Origin of the sequence: Algoriphagus faecimaris (assembly GCF_900101705.1) — a bacterium.
Lineage (GTDB): Bacteria > Bacteroidota > Bacteroidia > Cytophagales > Cyclobacteriaceae > Algoriphagus > Algoriphagus faecimaris.
In genome coordinates this window covers 1-1,961 of record NZ_FNAC01000095.1, presented here as the reverse complement: position 1 = coordinate 1,961, position 1,961 = coordinate 1, and the positions used below count along the sequence as shown (strand labels likewise).

Sequence of the window (1,961 nt, the reverse complement as noted above, 5' to 3'; positions counted from 1 at the left end):
CTATTCCAAGAAAGCTAACTTACATTGGTAATTTTACTCGGATGACAGTAATTTGGAAACAAATAAAGTTAGCCGGATTAAACTGAGCGACTTCAGCCCAGATTATACGGATACTAGATCTATGACACGGTATACCTCCACATTTCATTTTTGGAATAATAAATTAGTCTTGCCGCAAACTGTCTATTTCAGATATACCAATGAAATTAATGAAGATTTTTTCAAGTATAAAAACCCTTTCTTAATACTGAATTTGGATAATTTTAGAGTGGAAGAGATCCCTTATAGACTTTCCAAATCCAATTTTGGAGAATATATCAATACACCTAAGGTGTTATTAGGTCACAAAGAAGCAAACACTTATATTTTACCTTATTACTCCAATCAGCTAGATATTTTTAATTTGGATAGCCATGAAACCAAATCTTATCAATTAAAGACTAATTTAATTCCAGAGTTCACCAATAACTTTTTCTTAAATGAAGAAAGGCTCAATCAATCTTTGGAGCAAAATATGTCGGATTACTTATCAGAGCCTCAAAACCTAGGTATTTTGGTAGATCCCTATAGGAATCTTTTTTATCGAATGACTTGGCCGGGGACAGGTGTTCCAGAGGGAGTGTCCTCTATGAAGTTTGTTGCTACCCCCTCACACTTTATCCTAAGTGTATACGATGAGAATTTTGAATTGAAGTATGAATTTGAACTCCCAGAATATGAATATATCCCGCATCAGTATTTTGTTTCGGAAGCTGGGCTCCACCTGTTTGGAAACCATCCAGATCACCCTGACTCCAAAGAGGATCAGATCCTTATCCATACCTTTGATTTTTCTGACTAACAGTTTGATTTTTAAAAAAAACCTTTTAAATCAGTATTAAGCCATTCATTATTTAATCAGGGGGGGGTAATTTAGGTTGAGAAAAAAAGTATTCGTTTTTAGGTTCAAAAATCTTCAAACACTAAATTCTAAAACGTATGAAGAAGCAACATTTTCAATCCATTTTGGGAGCAATTGCTCTGATTTGCATGCTTAGCTTGCCGCTGAGCTCGGTTTCTCTGGCCCAAGGCTCTGTGGGAGGCGGGGATGATCCAAGTTTATGTTCTTGGGATGATGAAACTTTATCCTGTGTAGAGGAATTTACTGGTCAGGGATATTGTGCCACATATCCACCGAATTGTAATGGCCCAATAGTTAATCCTTAAAACATAATTTCCTGCATGTAATCACATGCAGGATTTTTTCTACTATGAAATCAGCATTTCTAAATCTTACCTTAGCAACAATCTTTTCTTTTATTTTCGCATGCTCCCCATCTAAAGAAAGTACTGAAAAGTCATTGATGGATTTTCATATAGAAGAGCTTACTATCCCCATAGGGCCTGAAGTTGACCCTTATACGCTGACAATTCAATATGTGAAAGGGGATTTGTATTGGCATAATAAAAACCGAAGCACCATATCCAAAATTAATCTACCTAGCCTGCAGGTGTCAGAATACATTCGCTATGAAAGTGAAGGGCCACAGGGTGTGGGAAATATTGTTGGATTTTATGTATTCGATCAAAATAAAATAGCATTTCCGGGTAGGGGTAGATTGGTATCTATCTACGATTTGCAGACAGATAGTGTCACTCGCGTTAAACTAAATGACTTTGGTGTTGATTACACGGATACCAAATCCCTAACCCGCTATACCTCAACATTTAATTTATGGAACAATAAATTAATACTACCACAAACAGTATATTTTAGGTACACCCATGAAATTACCGCAGATCGGTTGAAAAATTATAGTCCATTTCTCATGCTTAATTTGAATAATTACACGGTTGAAGAAACGCCCTATAAGCTTTCTAAATCCAATTTTGGAGAAAAATATAATTTTCCAAAAATATTATTAAGTTATACTGTCATCCGAGTAACTTTTTGAAGTTGGAAAATAGTGGGTTTCCAGGCT

3 protein-coding genes are annotated in these 1,961 nt (G+C 35.5%); all 3 read left to right on the top strand.

Annotated features, from left to right (window positions below):
- The first annotated feature begins 52 nt into the window (after positions 1 to 52).
- The 3 genes from BLQ57_RS20700 to BLQ57_RS20695 all read left to right on the top strand — a co-directional run bounded on the left by BLQ57_RS20700 (position 53) and on the right by BLQ57_RS20695 (position 1,934).
- On the top strand, positions 53 to 841 hold the full coding sequence (locus BLQ57_RS20700; protein WP_240507893.1) for a DUF4221 family protein: 789 nt from the start codon (positions 53 to 55) through the stop codon (positions 839 to 841).
- 137 nt (positions 842 to 978) lie between these two features.
- Positions 979 to 1,206: a hypothetical protein gene (locus BLQ57_RS21045; RefSeq protein ID WP_139162860.1), complete on the top strand. Its 228-nt coding sequence runs from the start codon at positions 979 to 981 to the stop codon at positions 1,204 to 1,206.
- 137 nt (positions 1,207 to 1,343) lie between these two features.
- Positions 1,344 to 1,934, top strand: a complete 591-nt coding sequence (locus BLQ57_RS20695) for a DUF4221 family protein (protein ID WP_240507894.1) — start codon at positions 1,344 to 1,346, stop codon at positions 1,932 to 1,934.
- Positions 1,935 to 1,961 lie beyond the last annotated feature (27 nt).

Excerpts from the sequence above, each read along its gene's own strand:
- BLQ57_RS20695 (WP_240507894.1), top strand. The coding sequence starts at position 1,344 with ATGGATTTTCATATAGAAGAGCTTACTATCCCCATAGGGCCTGAAGTT.
- BLQ57_RS21045 (WP_139162860.1), top strand. The coding sequence starts at position 979 with ATGAAGAAGCAACATTTTCAATCCATTTTGGGAGCAATTGCTCTGATT.